23 protein-coding genes are annotated in these 21,496 nt (G+C 63.9%); 15 read left to right on the top strand and 8 right to left on the bottom strand.

Annotated elements, in window-relative coordinates:
• Window positions 1-63 precede the first annotated feature (63 nt).
• Genes yidC through smpB form a run of 3 tightly spaced genes read left to right on the top strand, consistent with a single transcriptional unit; the run spans window position 64 to window position 4,116 of the window.
• Window positions 64-2,244 (top strand): membrane protein insertase YidC, encoded by a 2,181-nt coding sequence (gene yidC, locus GC162_03960; GenBank protein MBI1367790.1) that lies wholly within the window; start codon window positions 64-66, stop codon window positions 2,242-2,244.
• A 7-nt stretch (window positions 2,245-2,251) separates the two neighbouring features.
• Complete coding sequence (locus tag GC162_03955; GenBank protein MBI1367789.1) at window positions 2,252-3,604, top strand: GTP-binding protein; 1,353 nt, start codon at window positions 2,252-2,254, stop codon at window positions 3,602-3,604.
• A gap of 23 nt (window positions 3,605-3,627) precedes the next feature.
• Window positions 3,628-4,116 (top strand): SsrA-binding protein SmpB, encoded by a 489-nt coding sequence (gene smpB, locus GC162_03950; protein MBI1367788.1) that lies wholly within the window; start codon window positions 3,628-3,630, stop codon window positions 4,114-4,116.
• Between the two features lie 35 nt (window positions 4,117-4,151).
• On the opposite strand, the gene GC162_03945 is transcribed toward smpB, so the two are convergent.
• The 6 genes from GC162_03945 to GC162_03920 form a co-directional block, all read right to left on the bottom strand.
• Window positions 4,152-4,967, bottom strand: a complete 816-nt coding sequence (locus GC162_03945) for a hypothetical protein (protein ID MBI1367787.1) — start codon at window positions 4,965-4,967, stop codon at window positions 4,152-4,154.
• An 8-nt stretch (window positions 4,968-4,975) separates the two neighbouring features.
• Window positions 4,976-5,581, bottom strand: coding sequence for a hypothetical protein (locus GC162_03940; GenBank protein MBI1367786.1), 606 nt, complete (start codon window positions 5,579-5,581; stop codon window positions 4,976-4,978).
• Window positions 5,582-5,593: 12 nt separating this feature from the next.
• Entirely contained in the window at window positions 5,594-6,220 is a 627-nt protein-coding gene (locus GC162_03935) for an ATP-dependent Clp protease proteolytic subunit (protein MBI1367785.1), read from the bottom strand.
• 62 nt (window positions 6,221-6,282) lie between these two features.
• Window positions 6,283-6,867, bottom strand: coding sequence for an ATP-dependent Clp protease proteolytic subunit (locus GC162_03930; GenBank protein MBI1367784.1), 585 nt, complete (start codon window positions 6,865-6,867; stop codon window positions 6,283-6,285).
• Between the two features lie 238 nt (window positions 6,868-7,105).
• A complete protein-coding gene (locus GC162_03925) occupies window positions 7,106-7,612 on the bottom strand; it encodes a CBS domain-containing protein (protein ID MBI1367783.1) in 507 nt (168 codons plus the stop codon).
• On the bottom strand, window positions 7,612-8,085 hold the full coding sequence (locus GC162_03920) for a CBS domain-containing protein (GenBank protein ID MBI1367782.1): 474 nt from the start codon (window positions 8,083-8,085) through the stop codon (window positions 7,612-7,614). The genes GC162_03925 and GC162_03920 overlap by 1 nt, the downstream gene beginning before the upstream one ends.
• 177 nt (window positions 8,086-8,262) lie before the next feature.
• On the opposite strand from GC162_03920, the gene GC162_03915 reads away from it, so the two are divergent.
• Together GC162_03915 and GC162_03910 are read left to right on the top strand one after the other, a co-directional pair.
• A complete protein-coding gene (locus tag GC162_03915; protein MBI1367781.1) occupies window positions 8,263-9,093 on the top strand; it encodes an MlaE family lipid ABC transporter permease subunit in 831 nt (276 codons plus the stop codon).
• A gap of 183 nt (window positions 9,094-9,276) precedes the next feature.
• On the top strand, window positions 9,277-10,047 hold the full coding sequence (locus tag GC162_03910; protein MBI1367780.1) for an RNA methyltransferase: 771 nt from the start codon (window positions 9,277-9,279) through the stop codon (window positions 10,045-10,047).
• Here the strand turns inward: GC162_03910 and GC162_03905 are convergent.
• Window positions 10,023-11,591, bottom strand: coding sequence for a hypothetical protein (locus GC162_03905; protein ID MBI1367779.1), 1,569 nt, complete (start codon window positions 11,589-11,591; stop codon window positions 10,023-10,025). The genes GC162_03910 and GC162_03905 overlap by 25 nt on opposite strands.
• A 271-nt stretch (window positions 11,592-11,862) precedes the next feature.
• On the opposite strand from GC162_03905, the gene GC162_03900 reads away from it, so the two are divergent.
• The 10 genes from GC162_03900 to GC162_03855 all read left to right on the top strand — a co-directional run bounded on the left by GC162_03900 (window position 11,863) and on the right by GC162_03855 (window position 20,132).
• A complete protein-coding gene (locus GC162_03900; protein ID MBI1367778.1) occupies window positions 11,863-12,498 on the top strand; it encodes a DUF4126 family protein in 636 nt (211 codons plus the stop codon).
• Window positions 12,499-12,502: 4 nt separating this feature from the next.
• Complete coding sequence (locus tag GC162_03895) at window positions 12,503-13,393, top strand: hypothetical protein (GenBank protein ID MBI1367777.1); 891 nt, start codon at window positions 12,503-12,505, stop codon at window positions 13,391-13,393.
• Window positions 13,394-13,440: 47 nt separating this feature from the next.
• Window positions 13,441-14,079: a DUF1080 domain-containing protein gene (locus GC162_03890; protein ID MBI1367776.1), complete on the top strand. Its 639-nt coding sequence runs from the start codon at window positions 13,441-13,443 to the stop codon at window positions 14,077-14,079.
• Between the two features lie 24 nt (window positions 14,080-14,103).
• A complete protein-coding gene (locus tag GC162_03885) occupies window positions 14,104-14,847 on the top strand; it encodes a hypothetical protein (protein MBI1367775.1) in 744 nt (247 codons plus the stop codon).
• A gap of 27 nt (window positions 14,848-14,874) precedes the next feature.
• Window positions 14,875-15,657 carry a CPBP family intramembrane metalloprotease gene (locus tag GC162_03880; GenBank protein ID MBI1367774.1) on the top strand — a complete coding sequence of 261 codons (783 nt, stop codon included), beginning with the start codon at window positions 14,875-14,877 and terminating at the stop codon, window positions 15,655-15,657.
• 120 nt (window positions 15,658-15,777) lie between these two features.
• Window positions 15,778-16,029, top strand: coding sequence for an exodeoxyribonuclease VII small subunit (gene xseB / locus GC162_03875; protein ID MBI1367773.1), 252 nt, complete (start codon window positions 15,778-15,780; stop codon window positions 16,027-16,029).
• Window positions 16,026-17,567: a hypothetical protein gene (locus GC162_03870; GenBank protein MBI1367772.1), complete on the top strand. Its 1,542-nt coding sequence runs from the start codon at window positions 16,026-16,028 to the stop codon at window positions 17,565-17,567. Before xseB ends, GC162_03870 begins: the two co-directional genes overlap by 4 nt.
• 137 nt (window positions 17,568-17,704) lie before the next feature.
• Window positions 17,705-18,358: an OmpA family protein gene (locus tag GC162_03865; protein MBI1367771.1), complete on the top strand. Its 654-nt coding sequence runs from the start codon at window positions 17,705-17,707 to the stop codon at window positions 18,356-18,358.
• 82 nt (window positions 18,359-18,440) lie between these two features.
• Entirely contained in the window at window positions 18,441-19,052 is a 612-nt protein-coding gene (gene hisH / locus GC162_03860) for an imidazole glycerol phosphate synthase subunit HisH (protein MBI1367770.1), read from the top strand.
• Window positions 19,053-20,132 carry a DUF89 family protein gene (locus GC162_03855; GenBank protein MBI1367769.1) on the top strand — a complete coding sequence of 360 codons (1,080 nt, stop codon included), beginning with the start codon at window positions 19,053-19,055 and terminating at the stop codon, window positions 20,130-20,132.
• Here the strand turns inward: GC162_03855 and GC162_03850 are convergent, their stop codons facing one another.
• Window positions 20,133-21,491: a tetratricopeptide repeat protein gene (locus GC162_03850; GenBank protein ID MBI1367768.1), complete on the bottom strand. Its 1,359-nt coding sequence runs from the start codon at window positions 21,489-21,491 to the stop codon at window positions 20,133-20,135. It abuts the gene before it with no gap.
• Window positions 21,492-21,496 lie beyond the last annotated feature (5 nt).

The following is a 21,496-nucleotide window of genomic DNA, read 5'->3' as shown; positions in this document are numbered from 1 at the left end:
TCGAGTTTTGCGTTTTCCCCATATACTGTGCGACTTCATTTGACCCGACAATAGAGGGTTTCGATGCAACGCTTCGCCATTACTTTGCTTCTTGTCGTCATCGCCGTCGGCATCACCGTCGCGATGGCGTTCCGTTCCGGTTCGACCGCGCCAGACGCTTCGACGGCCAAGCCCGCGGTTTCCACCACGGACGGCGCCCCGCCCGCGCCTGACAAGGCCGGGGAATCCGCCAAGCCCCCCGGCGAGGGAACCCAAACGCCCGCCGCCGTCCCCGACGATGTGAAGCCGATTTCGGGCCTCAAGGTCGTCGACGTCACCGAAAAACAGGATGAGCCCGTCATCGGCTCCACCGAAAAGGACGAGCAGACCAACCCGTACAATCTCGAGGCCAAGTTCACGCCCTGGGGCGGCGGCATCAAACATGTGCTCCTGTCGCGCTACTCGACGAGCGTGCAGGACCACATCCCCTATCCGCTTCAACAGCAGCAGGTCTATTCGCATGACGACGCCACCGGCGCGACAAGCTATCAGTACCCGATGGCCGCCTATGCCGTGGTGATCAACGGCGGGGACCCGGTCTACGTCTACGGGTCGCGCTGGCAGGTTGATCGCGAAAAGACCACCGCCACGACCGCCGTGTTCCATCTGACGATCGCCGACGCCGCGGACAAGCCGGTGCTGCGCCTGACGCGCACATGGTCGCTGCCCGTCGGTCGATACGATCTGGACCTGCATCAGACGTTCGAGAATCTGACGGACGGTCCGCTGAGCGTGCGGTTCACCCAGCTTGGGCCGGTCGATCTGCAAACCGAAGGCGGATATATCGGCGACCGGCGCAAGGTCGTCGAGTGCTATCTTCAACCGTCGCTTTCCAACCCCAAGTCCAAACACCTGACGACGAACGGCCATCATCTGCGCCGCCAGAACGTCGTCAGCCAGAAGACCGACACGCTCTGGCCCGATCCCAAGGACGCCGAAGATTCGGGGCGCGACCTGGCATGGGTCGCCATGACCAACCGTTACTTCGCCGCCGCCGTGCACACGACGGTCGATGAAAAGGTCGAAGGCATCCTTCCGCTCCAGTCGGAGTTCAACACGGTACGGCGGATGACATGGGGCGGGCCCAAGGACACGGACAAGTCGATGGCGCTGCTCATGGACAGCGTGCCGATGCGGATTGACGCGGGCAAGTCGGCGGCGCTTGAGCTTGAGCTTTTCGCCGGGCCGATGGATTCGGACCTGCTCAAGAACGATCCGCTGTACGTGCGGCTCGATCTGGGCGACGTCATCGAGTTCAACCTCGGCGGGTTCTGCGCGTTCTGCACATTCGCCTGGCTGGCCAACGGACTGCTGGCATTCCTTCAGTTCCTGCATTGGATCGTGCGCGACTGGGGTCTGGCGATCATGGGACTTGTCGCGATCGTGCGGACGATTCTGCATCCGTTGACCAAGCGTTCGCAGGTCAACATGATGAAGGTCAGCCGGCAGATGGCCTCGCTCAAACCCGAGTTGGAGCGCCTCAAGGTCAAGTACAAGGACAATCCTCAGAAGCTCAATCAGGAAACGATGGCCCTGTATCGCGAGAAGAACGTCAACCCCGCCGCGATGGGCCTCGGCTGCCTGCCGATGCTCTTTCAGATGCCCATCTGGTTCGCCCTGTACGCCATGCTCTTTTTCGCCATTCAGCTCCGCCACCAGCCCGCGTTCTACGACGTGTTCCACTCGATCGGACAATGGTTCGGCTTCAACTGGCAGTTCCTCCGCGACCTTTCCTCGCAGGATAATTTCATCACCTTCCCCGAGACGCACCTGGGCTTCGTGACGATCTCGAGCATCAACATCATCCCGATCCTCATGTCGTTCGTGTTCTTCATTCAGCAGAAGTACACCACGCAGACGACGCCGGCGATGAACGAGCAGGCGGAGCAGCAGCAGAAGATGATGAAGTTCATCGCGCCGCTGTTTCCGTTCCTCTTCTACAAGATGCCCTGCGGCCTGACGCTCTACATCCTCGTGTCCACCAGCGTGGGCATCATCGAGTCCAAGCGCGTCCGGGCGCACATCAAGGAGATGGAGGACCGCGGCGACTTTGACGCGGGGTCGATGGGCAAGGGCGGGGGCAACAGCCCCAAGAGCGGCGGATTCTGGGACCGCGTCATGAAAGCCGCCGAGGAACGTCAGCGCCAGGCGCAGGCCGCCAAGGGCGGCGGGCCGGGCCCGCGCGGCGGCAAGCGTCGCAAGTGATGCGGCCATGCACGCCGATGACCCCATCATCGCCGTCAGCTCTCCGCCCGGGCGCAGCGCCCGCGGCCTGATCCGTCTTTCCGCCGAGTCGCTTTTGCCGGTCATCGAAGCGCTCTTCGATCGCATGATCGAACCGCGCGTGCTCACGCCGGTGCGCCTTACATTGAAAGCTCAGGGATCGCCTTCCCTGAGCTTTCCGCTTCCGGCGCTCGCTCTGTATTTCCGAGGGCCGCGTTCCTTCACCGCGCAGGACATTCTCGAAATTCAACTGCCGGGCAATCCGGCATTGTTGACCCGCGTATTGCATCATGTGCTGGAGGTCATGCGTCACATCGCCGGCGAGGGCCGGCTCGCCGAGCCCGGCGAGTTCACGCAGCGTGCCTTCACCGCCGGCCGCATCGACCTGACGCGAGCCGAGGGCATCGCCGCCACCATCGGCGCCGTCAGCGATGCGCAGCTCGAGGCGGCCAAACTCCTCCGCGGCGGGCAGCTCGGGCAGTGGGCCGTGCATCAGACCGAATCCCTCGCGCAGCTCCTCGCGCTTGTCGAAGCGGGCATCGACTTCGTCGATCAGGAGGATGTGGTGGCGATTTCGCCCGCGGACCTGGACGCGGGATTGTCGCGCTGTCAGATGGAGCTCAACGGTCTGCGCGATCGCAGTCGCTCGTGGGCGTCGCTCGAAGCGATGCCGTGGGTCGTGCTGGTCGGCGCGCCCAATGCGGGCAAGAGCACGCTGTTCAACGCCTTGCTCGGACACGAGCGCGCGGTGGCGGGTTCGACGGCGGGGACGACGCGCGATGTGCTCACCGAGCCGCTGCGCCTGGGTGATGCGGAAGTCATGCTGGTCGACATTGCCGGGCTCGATGAGCCGACCGCGCTGCTCGATCGCGCCATGCAGCAGGCCGCCCGCGACGCCATCGACCGCGCGGAATTGATTCTGTCGCTGCACGCGCCGGATGCTCCGCCGGTGAAAATCGATGCGGGCAACATGCCTGTACTGAACGTGCGGACGAAGTGCGATCTGGACGGGGCTGAGGGCGTCAGCGCGATGACAGGTTGCGGACTCGACGATTTGCGTGCGCGCATCGCCGAGCGGCTGGCCGATCGGGCGGTGACGCTCGTCGGCGAGATGCTCGCCCTGACCGATCGGCATCGCGATGAGTTGATCGCGGCGATGGAGGCGATCGATGAAGCACGCCGCCTGCTGGGCCCGCAGCGGCATGCGCCGTCGCTCGCCGACATGGAACTGATCGCGGCGGCGATGCGGCGGGGGCTCGATCATCTGGGGGCGTTGGGCGGGCAGATGACGCCGGATGACGTGATCGGCCGGATCTTCGCGACATTTTGTATCGGCAAGTGATCCCGCTACACTCTCGAACCGACATGGCCAAAGGCAAGCCCAAACCGAACGATTCGCCGCGCATCGCCAACCGCAAGGCGTTTCACGATTACCACATTCACGACAAGTTCGAGTGCGGCATCGTGCTGCGCGGCACGGAGGTCAAGGCCATCCGCTCCGGCCGCTGCACGCTCAACGACGCCTTCGCCCGCGTCGAGCCCAAGACGATGGAGCTGTGGCTTTACAACATGGACGTGGGCGCCTACGAACACACCGCCGCGGCTTATCAGCATGAACCCAAGTCACGCCGCAAACTGCTGGCCCACCGCAAGCAGATCGCCGATCTTCTGGTGCAGACGGATTCAAAGGGCATGACGCTCGTGCCGCTGGCGCTGTATTTCAACGACCGGGGCATCGCCAAGGTCGAACTCGCCGTCGCCGGCGGCAAGGGCCACGCCGACAAACGCGAGTCGATGAAGAAGCGCGAATCCAAACGCGAGATCGATCGCGCGATGACGCGCAAACGCATATAGCGATGTGGTGAAGCCGTGAAGTGGTGATGTGAAGATCATTGCGCGGCTTGGTGCTGGGTCACCATCGTCGGCACGCCGATTTTTGCGTGCATTTCGCTGACCGCTTCCCATGCCGCCTTCTGAAGCGTGGCGGCGGTCGTCGGCGGCAGGTCGGCGAGTTTCACGGATTTTCCGCCGACGGCGGTTTCCAGATGCGCGGGCAGGCCGACGGGCGATTCGCCGCTGAGCACGGTGAAGAACACGCACGCGGACAGGTACCCGCCCTGTGCCGACGGGTGCTTGCCGTCTTTCTGAAACAGCTCGATGGTCGGATCGGTGGCGTAGGCCTTGGCGAAGGCGAGTCCTACCGGCGCGAGCACGCCGTTGTTGTCCTTCGTCGCCCGCACATAGGTCACGGTCAATTTTGCGAGCATTGATGCATCATGATTGACGCCCCACGTGCCGTAGAAAATCGGCGTCGCCCCGCGGGCCTTGATCTTCTCACAGAAGCGTTTGGCGTAGTCGAGCGTGTTCGTCGGGTTGACGGCGGGCTGGGCGCTTTGGTCCTGAAGCACGACGAAATCCCACGCCGTCTCGTCGATCATCTGTCTGGCCGACTGGCTCTTCGCATCCGTGCCGTCGGGGAGATTCCAGTGTTTGTCGAGCGTCGCGCCGCCGATCGTCTTTTGCGCGATGACCCACTTGCGGTCGCGCGAGGCGAGCATTGCGCCGACGGTCTGCGGGATGGCGGTGACGTAGGTCAGCGAATTGCCGATGAAAAGAAGCTTCTTCCCGGCGGGCGTGTCGTCGCCGCACGCGATCGAGAACATCGCCCCGACGATCAGCGCGATCACAAACGTGCGTCTTCGCATGATGCGCCTCACTTGGCGGGCCAGGCCAGATTCTTCGTCACCGAAAGCGACTGGCCCGTGACCAGATCATCGAGCGTGACCTTCACCGTCACTTCAGTCACGCCCTCCGGCAGTTTGCCCGGCACACGACACATGAGCGTGTAGTGCGTGCCTGTCAGCCCGGCCCGGTACGCCGCGTCGAAGTCCTTCGCCTCGATCGTCGTCGAGCCGAGCACCGTCGCTTCCTTACCCGCTTCGATGGCCACGACGCTGATCGATACGCGGCCGATCGTCTGCACGAATCGGCCCTTGGCGTCGAGCGTGCTCAGATACAGCCGCAGCGCGTCGTCCACCCGGCCGCTGTAGCGATCGATGGTGATCTTCGTGCATGCGGGAATGACCAGTGACTCGGGCAGCTTGACGCCCCGGCGACTCTGCTCCGCTTGAAGCTGTTTTTCAAGACCGGCGACATGATCGGAAAGCTGCGCGACCTTTTCGGTCAGCGCCGTGTTCTCCTTGCGGAGACGATCGTTGTCGTTTTCGAAATTGCGCGGCCCGCTGGAGCAGCCCGTCGCGCACAGACCCGCCGCGCCGACAAGGAGCGCGAGCAAGCGATGCGTGCGGAATAGGGTCATGAGCAGCCCGGCTTATTCTTCGTCTTTTTCGTGCTTGGTGCCGAAGTCGGCGGGCACATGCTTCAGGACGCCGTCGACGAGGCCGTATTCCTTGGCCGCCTCGGCATCGAGCCACTTGTCGCGATCGCAGTCGGCGGCGATCTTGTCGATGGGCTGGCCGGTCGCGTCGTGCATGATCTCATACATGCGCTGGCGCGTCTTGATCATTTCCTCGGCCTGAATTTCGATGTCGGTGGCTTGTCCCTGGAAGACGCCGCCAATGAGGGGCTGATGGAGCATGATGCGGCTGTTGGGCAGGGCGAAGCGTTTGCCCTTTTCGCCGGCGGCGAGCAGCCACGCCCCCATCGAGGCGGCGAGGCCGACGCAGTATGTCGCGACGGGCGGGCGGATGAACTGCATCGTGTCATAGATGGCCATGCCCGCGCTGATCGAGCCGCCGGGGGAGTTGATGTAGAAATGGATGTCGCTCTTGGCGTCCTCGTTGGACAGGAACAAAAGCTGCGCAATGATCAGGTTGGCTGTATCGTCATCGACGCCGCCGCCCAGAAAGATGACGCGATCCTTGAGCAGACGCGAGTAGATGTCATAGGCGCGCTCGCCGCGGCCGGTCTTTTCGATCACCATCGGAATCAGCGTCATGGCGGTGTCATCCTTGATCAAGATCAGCCGCAGCATCGGCGGCAGGGTGGGGTCGCGGTCGGTTATTTCTTGTCGGGCGTCTGGGCCAGCACTTCGTCGACGAGGCCGTAGCCCTTGGCTTCCTCGGCGGAAAAGTACTTGTCGCGCTCCGAGTCCTTGGTGATCTGCTCGACGCTCTGGCCGGTCTGTTTGGCGATCAGTTCGTTGAGCATACGCTTGGTCTTGATGATTTCCTCGGCCTGGATCTTGATGTCGGCGGTCTGTCCGTAGACGCCGCCGAGGGGCTGATGGATCATGACCTTGGCGTGCGGCAGAGCGTAGCGCTTGCCCTTGGTGCCCGAGCAGAGCACGACCGCGCCGCCGCTCATCGCCCGCCCGATGCAGTACGTCGCCACATCGCAGGGCAGGAACTTGATCGTGTCGTAGATCGCCATCGTGTCGTCGACGCTGCCGCCGGGCGAGTTGATGTAGAGATTGATGTCCTGGTCCTTCTTGAGGTTCGCCAGGTAAAGAAGCCGCATGATTACATTCGTCGCGCTGATGTGATTGATCTCGCCGACGAGGAAGACGACGCGATTTTCGAGCAGCAGCTCGTCGATCGTCATCTCGCGGTAGCGCTGCATGCCGCCGGGTCCCATCGGCGGCATCAGGTGGGGCTGATAAGCGGGGTCGATCGATTGAAGCGGATGTGTCATGGTGCGGTTCCGTCCGTCCCAAAGAGTGCGTGGCGTCGCTGATATTGTCGGTGAATGATAACGGCGGCTTAAGGCAATGCCAAATCTCCGCCGCACCACACCGGCGCGCCGATTCAGTTGTGCTTATAGACGCCGATAACAAGGCGGGGGTTACACGCGCATGCGGCGCGGATCGCGCAATTGCTGCGTACTACTTCGCAGCTTCGTTTGCAAAATGCTTCTGTAAATACGCCGTGACGCGGCGGGCGCCGATGACGCCGATCAGCCGGCCGTCGACGTCGACGACGGGCAGATGGCGGAACATCCCGCTGCCCATCTGATTGAGCACCCGGGCCGGGCTGTCGGTGACGTTCACCACGACCGGGTCCGGCGTCATCACCCGGCTCACCGGCGCGTCCGCCAATTCGTCGTACCGGTCCGCGATGCGCATCAATACATCGCGCTCCGACACGATGCCGACCGGCTTCCCGCTCGACACCACCACCATGCACGCCGCGTCCCGCTCAAGCATCATCCGCAGCGTCTCGCGCACGCTCGTCGTCGGCGTCACATGCCCGAACGGCGTCGACTCGATCGCCGTCGCCGGGTCCTCACACAGCGATTTCTCCAGCGCGTCCGTGTAGTCGAGCGGATCGTAATTGCTCAACGGATCGTTGAACTCGCCCGTGTGCGGCGGCGTGCGGTGTCGCTTGGTCATCAGGCGCCCTCCCGCGTCCGCATGGACACATGGTTCTTGTCGATGGGCTGCACCTTGACCTGACGCGGGAAGTAATCGACGACGTATTCGATGAGCCCGCGCAGGCCGGTCAGGGCGGTGGGCCGGCCCTGCTCGTCGATGATGCACACCCAGCGCAGACTGAACTCCTGCATGATCGCCAGCAGTTTGGCGATCGAGTCGCTCTCGCGCACCGTCACCAGCCGGGGCGTCATGTGCTTCTCGACCGGCTCATCGAGCGATCCGGGCGATTCGAGCAGCAGGCGGATGAGCAGCTTTTCGTTGAACATGCCCGCCGCGCGCCCGTCCGAATCGACAATGATGGCGGCCCCGATCCCTTGGCGCTTCATCGCTTCGATCGTCTGCCGCACCGTCGCCGAGCGCGGCATCGCGACGACCGGCCGAAGCGTCAATTCGCTGATCGGATCCCGCAAGATGTTTTCACGCAAACCCATGGTGACTCCTGACGGTGATCGGCCTCAGGTGGTCGGCACACATGAAAATGAACAACGCTTTGTTTTTATCGCGCGGTCCGCGGGGTGTCAAGAAATTTACCGCCGTTTTAGATGAAGCCCACGCTTTTTAAGCGTGGGACTGCCTTCGATGCCCTTCCCGTGTACACTGTCCGCATCATGATTCTTTCGCGCATCGAACGGGTCGGCGCCAAGTTGACGAACACCCTCGCCGGGTTCGGTCGCTTCGTGATCTTCTGCGTGCAGACGGTGATGTGGCTCTTTCGTGATGCGGGCAATCGGCGGCGATGGAAGCTCGTCTGGCCGCAGTTTTATGAGGTCGGCACGCGGAGCATCCCCGTCGTCGCCCTCACCGGCGCGTTCATCGGCATGGTGCTGGCGGTCGAGCTCTACAACCAGTTCCGGCTCATCGGGCAGGAAACCCAGCTCGGCGGCATCACCGGCATCACGGTCGTCAAACACCTGGGCCCCGTGCTCGCCGCCGTCATGCTTGCCGGCCGCGTCGGCGGAGCGTTCGCCGCGGAACTGGGCACCATGGCCGTCACCGAACAGATCGACGCCCTGCGCGTCATGGGCGCCGCGCCTGTCGGATACCTCGTCGTCCCGCGCGTCATCGCCTGCGTCATCATGATCCCCATCATGACCATCTTCAGCGACCTGCTCGGCGTCCTGGGAAGCTGGGGCATCGTCGTCGGATCGTTCGGCGTGACCAATCACGAATACTGGGTCAACGCCGGCCGATTCGTCTCGCTCTGGGATATCAACACCGGCCTCGTCAAGAGCATCTTCTTCGGCATGTCCATCGGACTCATCTGCTGCTACAAGGGCTTTTTCTGCACCGCCGGCGCGCAGGGCGTCGGCCGCGCCACCACCGACGCCTTCGTCACCAGCTTCGTCACCATCATCATCCTCAACTTCTTCCTCGCCAAATTCGCCAACGACCTGTACAACATTCTCTTCGGCTTCGTCGAGTTTTCGCCGTTCGGGTAAAGGCGCTTAACACAGAGACACGAAGACACGGCCATGTGGAGAAGGGCATGAGGAAGCTGACAGGATTACAGGATGGACAAGATCAGGACACTGGTTTTCAACTTCATCCTGTCCATCCTGTAATCCTGACTAATCGTCTTCCTGCGTGCCTCCGCGTCTGTGTGTCTTCACGCTGAATTTCCCATGCTCACCAGTCTTTCCAACCCGCGGGTCAAACATCTTGTGCGGCTGCAGACGCATTCGTCGCAGCGGAAGCACGACGGCGTGTTCTGCATCGAATCGAAACGTGAGTTGGATCGCGCGCTGGGCGTGGGCTTTGAACTGGTGGAGGCCTATGTGTGTCCGCCGCTGTTCAGCGAGCACATGGACGGTGCGGTCACGTATGTAAACGAGCCGGTGCTTCGGAAGATCGCCTATCGCCAGAACCCGGAGGGGTTCGTCGCCGTGATGCGGTCGCGGACGATCCCGCTGGGTAAAGCGCCACTGGAGGGGTTGGTGCTGGTGCTCAGCGCGCTGGAGAAGCCGGGCAATATCGGGGCGATTCTTCGGTCGGCGGACGCGGCGGGGGCGAGCGCGGTCATCGTCGATCAATGCGACTTTGACTGGTTCAATCCGAACACGATCCGCGCCAGCACAGGCGCGGTGTTCACGCTGCCGATCGTCAGTGCGGACCGCGCGACGCTCATTGAATATCTGAAACGCTCATCGGTGCCGATCATGGCGATGACGCCGGAGGGTGCGGCCAGCTATACGGACGTGGAATGGACGGGCCGTCGAGCGATCGTGCTGGGCGCGGAGGCGGAGGGGCTCGACAAGACATGGCGCGACGCGGCGGATGTGGCGATCTCAATCCCCATGCGCGGACTGGTCGATTCGCTCAACGTCTCGGTCAGCGCGGCAGTGGTGCTTTTTGAAGCGATGCGCCAGCGTCAGGCGGCGGGCTTGAAGCGCTGAAGTTCCGCCGCCCACTGTTTTCCCGGCGGGTCGTCCGCGTCTTTGATGATCACCGGACCGTCGTCGTCACCGGGCGCAATCGCGCGGTTGATGAGTTCGACGTTGCGCTTCCAGATTTCCGAGTCGATGTGCGTGTCGGGGTCATCGATCATGTGCACGTGCTGAAGACTGATGAGCGAGCGGCGGACGAACAGGAAGATCGCCATCAGGGCCGCGATGCCCGAGAAGAACATCGCACTGGCGATGGTCAGGCGGTTGGACGAAAGCGGCGCGGGGTCGAGCGTGGCGGGTCGGACGACGGTGAGCGTGTTGATCGACGAGCCGGTGACGGCGCTGTTCTGCGCGAGTGCGGTGTAGGCCTCGACGAGGGCGCCGAGAATGGGCTGAAGCTCGCGGCGGTTGGAGCCGGTCAGTTCGATCTGAAGCCGACCGGGGCCTTTGGCGTAAAGCGTCAGGCCTTCGCCCAGGCGTTGCTGGAGATATTCGGGTTGGGCGGCGCCGGTGTAGCCGTTCATGCGGATGGCGTTGGCGGCCCGATTGACAGCGTTGGTGCTGGTGAGCAGGACGCGTTGCTGATCGACCCAGTCGGGTCGGGCGGCGAGGGCGCTATCGGTGTTCTCGACGAGCGCATCGGCGACCCACGTCTGTGACGCGAGCTTGTCGGAGACGAAGTAGCTGCCTGCCATGAGGAGGACGAGGCAGATCGAGGCGGCGAGCGTGGCGGGGACGCCGCGGTGCTGCGCCCAGCGGTGAATCATTTTCTGCTCGGCTTCGGCCAGCTTCATCTGCACTTCGCGCAGCGACTGCCGCTGCGTCACGATCGACTGGGCCGCCTGTCGCAGCGGCTCGACGGAGGCGTGCTGCTGGCGCACCTCGCGCGAGCGCTCGCGCATCAACTGCCGCGAGAGCTTGAGGCGCTTGCGGCGGCGGCGCAGATGCTGACGCACGGTTTCATACTCATGGGCGCGTTCATTGAGCAGTTGTGCCCGCTGCGACGCTTCTTTTTCGAATTTGATCCGTCGGCGGCGCAGCCAGCCGACGGTCCGCTTGCTGCGGCGGGCGAACTGGTCCTCGCGGTCCGACAGTTCGGCGAGCGCCTTTTCAAGCTGTGCGTTCCGCTCGGCGTAGCGCGATTTGGCGTCGTTGATCTTCGTCGCCTGTTCATTGAGCTGCTTGATGCGCTGGGCCTGTTCGGCCGCCTTGGCGCGCAGCTTCTCCTCGCGCTGCTCGATCTCCGCGGCCTGTGCTTCGAGGCCCAGGCGCTGCGAAGTGAGCTGCATCATGCGATGGTCATACGAATGACGCTCCTCCTGGGCCTTGCGGGCGGCGAGGGCGACCTTGGCGCGCTCGGCGTCGAGGTCGGCCTTGAGCTGGTCGAGCTTTTGACGCTCGGCGGCGAACTCGGCTTCGACCGCGCGGCGGGCTTCGATCATGGCGCGCTCGGCGACCTGCTGCTGCGACTCGACGAAGGCATCGAACTGCCGGCGCATCGCGTCCAGCGCGTCGCCGGGCGGGGGGGGATCGGATGGGGAACTCGATGTCATAATGCTCTCTCTGACGGCGGAGGTATCAGGCGGAAGCACGCCGCGAGCGGCGTCGCTAAACGGAGGAGCGGGCGGTCGCCTGATGCTGATCTCTGTCCTTCGCCTTATCGGCTTGTTTGCCAGGGCGGTTTATTCGATACAGTCGCGCCAGAGGGATGTATGGTAGAATGAGCGTCCGCGGGGGAGGCAGGCCGCCGGTTCGACAAGCTCACCGTAAAGCAGCGGCCTCGCTAAACTGGGGAGCGGGGGAGCTTTCGAGGGATGGTGATTTATGGAATTGCCACACATTCTGATGGGCCTGTGCATCGGTATCGGACTCAGCGCGGCGTGCGGGTTCCGCGTGTTTATTCCGCTCTTGTCGATGGCAATCGGGGCGCGGTGGGGGCATCTGACGCCGTCGCCGGGCTTTGAATGGGTCACCAGCGACGGCGCGATTCTGGCGCTGGGCGTGGCGACGACGGCGGAAGTCGCGGCGTTCTACATTCCGTGGTTCGATCATCTGATGGACACGATCGCCACGCCCGCCGCCCTGGTCGCCGGCACGTTGGCGACGGCGGCGGTCCTGCCGGATATGGGACCCATGGTCAAATGGGGCCTGGCGACGGTCGCCGGCGGCGGTACGGCGGGGGCGGTGCAGGTCGCCACCGTCACGACCCGCGCGTTATCGACCGCCACGACCGGCGGACTGGGCAATCCGATCGTCGCCACGGGGGAAAACGGCGGGGCGGTCGTCATGAGCATCATGGCGATCGTCATCCCGATCATCGCGGCGATTCTGGTCTGCGTCGTGCTGTTTTTCGCCATTCGGGCGATCGTGCGCTGGTGGCGGCGTCGGTCGGCGGCGCGCGTGGAAGCGATGGTAGTGACGGTCGCCAATAACGACACGCCGCCAAACGGTCGAATGTAAAGCAGTGAGCGCGATCGATCCATCTCAGAAACAGGCCGCCCGGCGCGAGGCCGAGGCGCAGTCCACGCCGCTGATGCGTCTGGACCAGTGGATGCACGAACATCCGTGGCACCCGCGGGTGCTGCCGTTCGTGGTCTGGGTGGCGATGCTGTACCTGATCATCCCGGCGCGGGCGATGCATCCGCTGACGTATCCGATTCTCGTGGCGGCGCAGATGGCGATGGTGTCATGGATGCTCTGGCGTTACCGGGGCCTGATGCCGGAGATCAACTGGCGTTTTCACTGGAGCGCGATCGTGGGCGGCGTCGGGGGCGTGGCGGCATGGGTCGCGCTGGGGCAGGGAATGATCGCGCTGTTTCCGGGTTGGTTCGACGATCCGGGGACGGATGTGTATCGCGAGATGGGGCCCGCGCTGGGCGCGGTGTCGCTGTCGATGCATCTGGCGGCGATGGCGATCGTCGTGCCGATGTTCGAAGAGGTGTTCATCCGCTCGGCACTGATGCGCAGCATGGTCAACTGGCGTCCGACGCTCGCTTCGGCGATCGATCTGCTGCACGACCTGCCGATCATCGGGCCGATGATTTCCGAATCGAGCATGGTGCATTGGGCGGAGCAATACCCGCGTCCGATGCGGCGGGAATTCGAGGCGCATCACGTGGGCGAATTGAGCGTGTTCAACGTGCTGTTCGTGGGGCTGCTCTGGTGCGTGGTGAGTCACGCGCGCCGCGACTGGCCGGGCACGATCGCGTGCGCGGTGATGTGGGCGTGGGTGCTCTGGCTGACGAACCGCAAGGGGCGTCGGTACGGGCTGGGCCCGGCGATCTGGTCGCATGCGATCACCAACGCGCTGCTGTGGGCGTACGCGATTCTCTGGGGCCAGTGGCAATTCCTGTAACGCCGGGCGCGTGCTATCATGGTGCATCACCCCTTTGGAGACGCACCATGCAACGACTGGCCACTTTGATGTTCGTCGCCTTGCTCGCCGGCTGCTCGCTGGCTCACGCCGAGGACGAAAGCGGCTTCGTGAGTCTTTTCGACGGCAAGACGCTCGACGGTTGGAAGGTCGGCAACAACGCCAGCTCGTTCTCGGTCGCCGACGGCCAGATCGTCGCGCACGGGCCGCGGGCGCATCTGTTCTATGTGGGCGACGTCGCCGATCACAACTTCAAGAACTTCGAGTTCCGCTGTCAGGTCATGACCAAGCCGCATTCCAACTCGGGCCTGTACTTCCACACCGAGTACCAGGAAGACGGCTGGCCCGCCAAGGGCTACGAAGCACAGGTCAACAACACGCACGCGGACCGCAAGAAGACCGGCGGACTCTACGCCGTGCAGGACGTGATGGACAATTCCCCCGCCAAGGACGACGAGTGGTTCGACTACACCATCCGCGTCGAAGGCAAGCGCATCATTCTCATGATCAACGGCAAGACGACCGTCGACTACACCGAGCCGGACCATCCGGAGCGGCCCAAGGGCATGGAGCAGCGCCTGCTTTCCAGCGGCACGTTCGCCATTCAGGCCCACGACCCCGGCTCCGAAACGCACATCAGGAACATCCGCGTCAAGGTCCTGCCCTGATCCGTTGAACCGAAGGAGCGCTTCATGCTGCGTGGCCAATCGATGATGATCGTGCTGGGCATCGTGTCGGTCGCGATGGCCGGCTGTCAGCAGCCGGCGGCGCAGGCCGACGACGCCAAGGCGCCCGAAGCGCCGGCGGCGGCGGCGGTCAAGCCCGTGTCGATGCCGTTCGTCGATGTGAACCTCAAGGAAGGTTACGTCGATGTGGCCGGCAGCGTGTGTCTGCGCGAAGGGCCGCTGGAGCTTTTCGCCACCGTCGCCAGCGGCAAGGAGCACGAGTCGATCATCACGATCAAGGCACGCCCGCAGAATGTGCACTTCGCTCTGCTCATGCTCGGCGCCAAGCCCGGCTCGCCGGGAAGCTGGGAATACAAGGACAACAAGCCCATCCCGCATGACCCCAAGGGCGATCATCTGAAGCTGACGCTGCTCTATGACAAGGACGGCAAGAAAGTCGAGCGGCCGATCAATGAGTTCGTCCGCGACATGAAGACCCGCAAGACGCTCGCTTCCAACGTCTTCGTCTTCGCCGGCTCGCGCATGACCAAGGACGAGAACGGCAAGGAGTCCTACGCGGCGGATTCGACGGGCGACGTCGTGACGCTCGTGTCGTTTTATGAGGAAATGATCGCGCAGCCGAAGGCGGCGTCCAACTCCAATGAGCAGTTGGAATGGGAGGCCAACACGCCGGAGATTCCGGAGGTCGGGACGCCGGTGACGCTTCGGATTTATTTTGATCGCGAGGCGGCGGAGCCCAAGAAGAAGTAAAGACATCGGGCCGCACCGGGCGATGTGATGCAAGCTATGTCTGATCGTCCGAGTCCAGCCCGCCGCTCCCTGCCGCATGATCATTATTTCCTGCGCTCCCAGCAGCCGCTTCAGTCGCTTGTCTTCCTCTTTCCGCTGATTCTCGTCTACGAGATCGGCGCGCTCTATTTCACCAAAGACCCCGCCACCGGTCGGCCCATCTCGATCAGCGCTTATTCGTTCCTTCAGGACTTCCTCAAGATGTTCGGCGCGGTCAGCACCTTCATGCCCGGCCTCGCCGTCGTCGTCATCCTGCTGGCGTGGCACATCGCACGGCGCGACCGCTGGCGGTTGTATCCGAAGCTGTATCTGGGCATGAGCGTCGAGTCGATTACGCTGGCGATTCCGCTTTTGATGTTCGGCCTTCTGGTGGGCCCGCGTCATGCGGCGGCGGCGGGCGTCGGCGTCGACCCGGCGACACTGCCGTGGAAGGCATGGGTCGTCCTGTCCATCGGCGCGGGCGTCTACGAGGAGCTGGTCTTCCGGCTCGCCGCCATCGCCGTCCTGCACATGGCTTTCGTCGACGCGCTGGGCGTCCCGGAAAAACGCGGGGCGATTCTGTCGGTGGTCTGCTCGGCCGTGCTCTTCGCCGCGTATCACTTTTCCGACGGATCCGACTTTGAAACGGCCCGATTCGTCTACTACTTCGCCGCCGGCATCTACTTCGCCGTCATCTACGTCATGCGCGGCTTCGGCATCGTCGCCGCCACCCACGCCGCCTACGACCTGCTCATCTTCGCCATCATGCAGGATAAATTGCCGGCGAGATAGGGATTGAGGATCATGGGTCGGGGATCAGGGATCGGTCTCCCCCATTTAGCGACGCCGCTTGCAGCGTGACTCTTTGTCCGATCTCCGCCCCCCGATTCCCCCTCTTGTTATCATGTCCCCATGAGCGCCAAGAAAAAAGACACACCTGACGAACAACCCCTGCCGGGCTTCGAAGCTTCGCTGGCCCAGCTTGAGGCGATCATCGAGGCGATCGAATCGGGCGATGTGACGCTCGAAGAAAGTCTCGAACGCTACGGGCAGGGCATGAAGCTCATCACGCATTGCCGCTCCGTGCTCGATCGGGCCGAGTCGAAGATCAAGGAGCTGACGCTGACGGCCGACGGAAAGATCGCGGAGACGGAGGGCGCATGACGCTCGTGCCCTGGCTGATCTTCACGCTGCTCATCGGCGCCTGCGTTGGCAGCTTTCTGAACGTGGTGATCTACCGGCTGCCGGCGGGGCAGAGCGTGGTGCATCCGCCCTCAAGCTGCCCCCGCTGCGGACATCGGCTCGCATGGTACGACAACGTGCCGGTGCTCGGATGGTTCTGGCTGCGCGGCAAGTGCCGCTACTGCGCGAACCCGATCGCGTTTCAATATCCGCTCATTGAAGCGATGACCGCGCTGATCTGCGCGGGGTGGTTCGCGGTGTGTTACATGACGGACCTGCGCCCCGACTTTGCCGGGCCGGGCATCGGGGCGACCTGGCCCATCTTCGCCGTCAACATCGCGCTCCTCGCCGGGCTCATCGCCGCGACGGTCGTCGATGGGCGCTACTTCATCATCCCGCTGGGCATTCCCTGGACTCTCGCGGCGGTCGGATGCATCGCGCTGCCGATCATCGTCTCGGCGACGCCCGCCGCCGTCGGCATCGTGAATCTGCCGCCGGTGACCGAGCGGGGCGTGCCGCTGCTGACGCAAGAGCGTATGGAGCGCATTGACCCGCCGGCGTACCAGCGTGTCGCCACGGTCGAAGCCGCCATCGCCGGGCGCGAGACAGGCATGCAGCGCCTCTGTGCCGCGCCGCTCGCCGGGCCGGGCCTCGCCGCCGCCGCGTTGGGCGGGACGCTCGGCTGGGTCATCGCGCTGGTGCTCCTGAAGCTTCGCATCCTCCCGCTGAGCTTCGCCGATGACCCCGCTGCACACGATGAACCCGAGCAGCTCGCCGAACACGAGGAAGGCATCCGCCAGTTGCCGCTGCTGCTGGGCCCGATCATCGGCGCCGCCGGCGGAGCGCTGTGGCTTGACCGCCATTGGAACGGATCATGGGCGCGGTTGTCGCCCGTGACGACGATCGGGCTTTGCGCCTTGGCGGGCTACGTATCGGCGGCGGCGATCATGGTGGGCCTGACCCTGCTGACGCGCCGCGAACCGGAGACGCAAGCGCCTGCGGATGAGGAAGATGGCGTCGTGTTTGAACCGCACCCCCATGCCCGGCGGGAGATCATGAAGGAAATCCTGTTCGTGAGTCTGCCATTGGCGGGGGCGCTGGGGGCGTGGTGCATCCTGCGCGGGCCCGGCTGGGACGAATGGCTGGCGGGAAGCCCGGCGGTGACGAGTCTGACGGGGTCGCTGGCGGGGCTGCTTTTGGGGGCGGGGACGGTCTGGGGGGTGCGGATCGCCGGGACGCTGGGGTTTGGGAAGGAGGCGATGGGGCTGGGCGATGTGCATCTGATGATGGCGGTGGGGGCGGTCTGCGGTTGGCCGGTGGCGGTACTGGCGTTTTTCGTCGCGCCGTTCATCGGGCTCGTGCACACGTTTGCCGCGGTCGGTCTCGGGTCGATGCTCCGGTTTCGCGGGCGTCAGATTCCCTACGGTCCGCACCTGGCCGCCGCCACGCTCATCGTCATGATCGCGCGCGAGCCCTTGCTCTCATATTTTGGTATGCTCATGTCCGGCAATCCCGGCTGACGCGAACGTCGGATTGTTCCGCGCCGCGTCATCTGGTCGAATAAGATAGAATCAAATGACCGAGACCGTTGGACCGGCCGGTCCCATCAGGGTGGTCGAATCATGGACGATTCGACGCAAAGCAACAGGAGCTTGTCATGACGATGCGACTTGTGAACGTGCGACAGGGGTTGATGCTCGGACTTCTCATGCTGACCGCCGCGCTGGCCGGCTGCGACGACAAGGTCAAGGCCGAACGCGATGCGCTCTATCAGCAGAATCAGGAACTGCAGGGCGAGCTGACCACGTCACGCGGCGCCCTCGAAGCCGCCAACTCCGACCGCTCGCGCCTCGAATCGCAGGTCGCTGATCTGCAGGGCCAGATGGCCGCCAAACCCGCGCCGAGCAAAGGCGCCGCCAATCCCTTCGGCGGCATTGAAGGCATCGACGTCACCGCCGGCAACGGCGTCATCACCGTCCGCGTCCCCGGCGACGTGCTCTTTGAGTCCGGAAAGGTCGACATCAAGTCCACCGCCAAAAAGACCCTCGGCCAGATCGCCTCGGTCATCAAAACCCAGTACCCCGGTAAGGTCGTCCGCGTCGAGGGCTACACCGACTCGGACCCCATCAAAAAGAGCAAGTGGGCTGACAACAAGGAACTGTCCGCCCATCGCGCCCTGGCGGTCGAGCGATACCTGATCTCGCAGGGTCTGCCCGACGACAAGCTCTACTCCGCCGGCTTCGGCGAGGCGAACCCGCGCTCCACCAAGGCGCTGTCCCGCCGCGTCGAAATCGTCGTGGTCATGAACTGACCGCACGTACCCTTGTTCCCTCTCGAGGCGGGGAGACTTCAGTCTCCCCGCCTTCTTTATTTAACCCGCCTATGCTTCGCCCATGATCGGTATCGTTGACTATGGCATGGGCAATCTCCGCAGCGTGCAGAAGGCGCTACAGCGCGTCGGTGCCGATGCGACCATCATCCGTCAGCCCGATCAGATCGCCGCATGTGACAAATTGATCCTCCCGGGCGTCGGCGCGTTCAAGGACGCCATCGCGCACCTCGTGGATCGCAACTACGTCGAATCGCTCAGGAACTTCGTCGCCACCGGTCGCCCCTTCCTGGGCATCTGCCTCGGGCTTCAGCTTCTATTCGACACGTCCGAAGAAGACGGCGTGCACGCCGGCCTGGGTTTTATCCCCGGCAAAGTCATCCGTTTCAATCCGACCGAGCACGCCCTCAAAGTCCCGCACATGGGCTGGAACACGCTCGACTGGACCGGCGGTGACAACCCGCTGCTGGCCGGCCTCGCGCCCGGCGCGAGCGTCTATTTCGTCCACTCCTATTTCGCCGTCCCCGCCGACGCCGCCGATATTGCCACGACGACCGACTACGCCGGCCGCTTCTGCTCAGCCGCCCGGCGCGACAATGTGTTCGCCACGCAGTTTCACCCGGAAAAGTCCCAGCACGTCGGGCTCAAAATGCTCTCCAACTTCGCGAGTCTGTAAATGGAATTCGCCGCCGAAACAACGCTGACCGCGCTGCCGCTCATCGCCGACCTCGACACGTACCGGGCCGACACGCTCGACATGGAACGCGACGCCGACACACGTGAGTTCTGGCTCCGGGTCTTCGAGCACAACACGCCCAGCTACACCCAGCGCGCCATCAGCTCCGACGCCCGCCCCGACGCCGCGCAGCGCGGGGCCGCCTTCTCCGCCGGCTTCCTCACGCATCTGCAAACGATCCGCCGCGACCCCAAGGCGATCGGCTACCTGTCGATCGTCTCGCTCTGCGCCCTTCGCCGCCGCTACCTGCTCCAGTACGACTTCGCCGACCCGTACCTGGCGCTCAAACAGCAGGAGAACGAAGCGGCGCTGCGCCTGCTGCCCGCGCTATTGGCGGAGCTGGACGACATGCCGGCTGACAAGCGCCTGCTGACGCTCGTCACCGGCATTTTCGCCGGCAACATCTTTGACATGGGCTGCGCCTCGACGATCGCGCTCTACGAAAACGGCGAGACGGATTTCCACGCCGTCCGCGCCCGCATCAAGCCGCGCCCCTGGCGCGTCGATGACTTCGACGCCTTCGCCGGCGCATTCAGTCGCGGGTATCGCAAGACCGTCATGTTCGTCGACAATTCCGGCGCCGACATCGTGCTGGGCATGATCCCCTTCGCCCGGCATATTCTCCAGTCCGGCTCCGACCTGGTCATGACCGCCAACACGCACCCGGCGCTCAACGACATTACGCACACCGAGCTGGTCGACCTCATCGCCCGCGTCGCCCGCATCGATGCGACGTTCGCCGATGCGCTCGACGCCGGTCAGCTCACGCTGGTTCCTTCGGGCAATGATTTACCCGTGATTGATATGACCCGCGTGTCGCCCGAGCTGGCGGAGGCGTCGCGTGATGCGGACCTGCTCATCATTGAAGGCATGGGCCGGTCGCTGGAGACCAATTACTTCATGCGCTTCGCCTGCGATACGCTCAAGGTCGCCATGATCAAGGAAGAGGACGTCGCCAAGATTTTCGACGGCGGGCTTTACGATGTGGTCTGTCGCTTCGAGCCGGCGGACGGGGATTGATCAGCGCCGCTGCATGATGTACGTCGCGATGGCGTTTCGGATCCATGACGAAAGGACGCATCCCCACAGCGTCACGGTCCGCAGCGTGCGGCCGATGCTTGCGCTTTGCTGAAACCGCGGATCGCGGACGGCCTTCTCAATCGCCTCGCGCAGCACGGCGGGGTCATTGGTGAGGGGCAATTGAGCGAAGTGGGTCACCGCGTCGTGATAAAACCACAGCGACGCCGCCCCGCACGCCGCGAGCACCAGGAACACGCCCCCGCCCACGCGGCGCATCAGCGGATGGCGCCCGCGCACCGCGCCCGACAGCGGAACGAGCAGCAGGGGAAACGGAATCATGACCGACAGCGTGCCGATCGTCATCGCCGTGGCAATCAGCGCGATGACGATCACCACGCCCGCGCCGAACAGATACGCATCGCGCTTCTGCTCGACGCCCAGCGCGTGCCGGCCGTAGCGGTCGAGCAGCAGAAGCAGATCAAAGAGCGGGCTGCCGATCCAGGTGAACATGGCGAAAGCTGCATAAGCGAGCATCAGACTGAACACGAGCGTATCGAGCGCGGGCGACAGGTCGCTCAGATTCTGATTCAGAAGGATGATGCCGACGACGAGGCCGACCATCATGCCCCACTGCGTGCGCTGCGACAGCGAAGCGCTCCAGAGCGTATAGCGCAGGAGCCAGCGGTAGATCGGATTGCGGGCTTTGAGCGCTTCGACGATGCCGGCGCGGGCCCATTCGTGTTCGGGGTCGAGGCGGAGCGCTTCCTGAAAATGGACGAGCGCCTGTTTGGCGTCGCCTTCATGGAGCAGGGTCCAGCCCTGGTTGGCGTGCGTCTGCGCGTTTTCGGGATTGCGGTGGAGAGTGTCGCGGATGGTTTGTCCCGCTTCGTCGCGCCGGCCGAGCTTCGTCAGGGCGGTCGCGCGCACGTTGGCGCAGGTGACGTCCTCCGCATCGATCTGAAGTCCCTGATTCGCCGCCGCCAATGCCTCCGCCCACTGGTTCTTGGCCAGCAGCAGATTCGCCTTGAGCCCGAAGTAATGCTCGCTGTAGGGGAACATCGCGATGGCGCGATCGACCGCTTCGATCGCGGGCGTGTACTTGTCCGCCGACATGAGGGCGAAGGCGTGAAAGTAGTGGCCGTTGGGGTTGTCGGGCTCGAGGCCGATGGCGTGCGTCGCGGCGGCGAGGGCGTCGTCGTGCCTGCCGCGCTCGCTCAGACAGACGCTCATCAGACTGTGCGCCCGCGCGAGATTCGGCTCAAGCCCGATCGCCGCGGCGAGTTCCTCTTCGGCCATGGCGTAGCGGTTCTGGTCGATGAGCAACTGCGCGCGTTGGATGTGAATCTGAGCCGAATGCATGGGCG

The organism is Planctomycetota bacterium (assembly GCA_016125255.1).
Taxonomy (GTDB): Bacteria; Planctomycetota; Phycisphaerae; order Phycisphaerales; family Zrk34; genus RI-421.
Note: the sequence above shows the minus strand (reverse complement) of the source record. Positions and strands in the feature narration are given on the sequence as shown.